The sequence below is a fragment of the Bacillus sp. JJ1474 genome, from assembly GCF_036965225.1.
GTDB lineage: Bacteria > Bacillota > Bacilli > Bacillales > Cytobacillaceae > Cytobacillus.
The window spans coordinates 720-2555 of record NZ_JBALPC010000271.1 but is presented as its reverse complement, the minus strand read 5'-3'; the positions used below and the strand labels follow the sequence as shown (position 1 = coordinate 2555).

1 protein-coding gene is annotated in these 1836 nt (G+C 37.7%); it reads left to right on the top strand.

The features are described from left to right. Positions 1 to 244 precede the first annotated feature (244 nt). Positions 245 to 1570, top strand: coding sequence for a DUF5667 domain-containing protein (locus V7164_RS24255; RefSeq protein ID WP_335348249.1), 1326 nt, complete (start codon positions 245 to 247; stop codon positions 1568 to 1570). Positions 1571 to 1836: the final 266 nt, after the last annotated feature.

The following is a 1836-nucleotide window of genomic DNA, read 5'->3' as shown; positions in this document are numbered from 1 at the left end:
GCATGGGGTTATGCTGTTAGAGTTTTAAAATTGATTTAATTGCCAATTAACGATAATAAAAACGAGAAAACTTCTTAATATTTTTGTATTGCTGATTACTTTGTACTTAGGTTTTGTCTTGCTGTAAAATAATTCACATTCCAAATTTCGAAAAATTATATAAACTTTTTTCAGATTTACCGACACAAACCTGTCTGCTTTTGTCGAAGGGTGTAATGAAAATCAGATCAGGAGGAAACAGTCTATGAAAATTAAAAAATCACTAATAAGCGGTGCAGCAGCATCAGCACTACTTCTTTCTTCTTTAGGAACAAGCGCTGCATATGCAAATGAGGATACAGTTGAACCAACCACACCAGATACGGAAGAAGTAGTTGGAGTTGATGTAAACGATGAAGCGACAGCGGTAGAAGAAAATTTAGCTGATGAAGAAGCTACTGCAGAAGATGAGGCTTCAGAAGAAGTGACTACGGATGAGGAAGTTGCAACAGATGAAGAGGTAACTGAAGAAAATTCTGCTACTGAAGAAGAAGCAGATGACACAGAAACAACAGAAGAAACGGTTCAAGAGCAAGAAGAGGCACCAGCTTTGGTTCCTGGAGATTTCTTTTACTTTGTAAAAATTATGATGGAAAAAGTAAGACTTGCTGTCACATTTGATGATTACAAGGAAGCTCGTCTTTTAGCTGATTTTGCTGCTGAGCGTATTGCTGAAGCAAATGCATTGCTTGCAGAGGGAAAAACTGATGAGGCAACAGCACTTTTAGAAGAGGCAATCGCTATTCAAAAGGAAGCTACTGACAGTTTAGCAGAATCAGAAGAAATTTCGGGTGAAGATACAGAAGCGACAGAGGAAGCTGCTGATGAAACTGAAGTAACTGAAGATCAGGCAGCTGAAGACACTGAAGCGACAGCAGAAACAACGGAAGGCGAAGAAGTTGCAGCAGAAGATGAAGCGACAGAAGATGAAGTAGAAGCGAAACTTGCTCAAAACATTGATGCATTAGCTGCAGCATTATCACATGTTAAAAACCCTACAGCTCAATTAGCATTAATGAAAAATATTCAAAAGTCTTTTGCGAAATTAGACAAGAAGCTTGCAAAGCTTGAAGCAAAAGCAGCAAAATTCGCAGTTGAAACTACTGATGATGAAAAAGTTGTTGAGGAAGAAGCAGCAGTAGATACTGAAACTGCAACAACAGAAGAAACCCCAGTAGAAGAAGCAACAAAGGAAACAGTAGTTGAGGAAGTCGTAACTGAAGAAACAGTAGTAGAAGAAGTAACAGAGGAAACAGCCGTAGAAGAACCAGTAACAGACGAACAAGCTGAGACTGAAGTTGCAGAAGAAACTAAAGAAACTACTGTTGTTGCTCCAGGATTAGCTAAGAAAGAAGAAGCAAAGGCTAAGGCTGCAGAAAAGCGTGCTGAAGGTCAGGCAACAGGTCTTGCTAAAAAGCAAGAAGCTAAAGAAAAGCAAGTTGATAAACAACAAAAAGCAAATGAAAAGAAACAAAACGGCCAAAATAAAGGCGCTGAGAATAAGAAAGACAATGGTAAAGGGAACGAATAATACATTTCATAAGCCTAGTACTCCGAGTACTAGGTTTTTTTTCTATTAGTTTAGGCAGCAGATCTTGTGCTTAAACCATAATGTAAATGGCAACGAATAATATCCGGTAACAGCCGTTAATTTACTTTTTAAAATTAGATAGACTGAGTTCAGTACTTTAAATATGGAACTACTATAACCTTATTAAATTCCATAGATCCTATAAACATTCCTAATCAATTACATTTGATTACTCCAATTCAAGAAAAGGGCGCAATTCTGCAGCA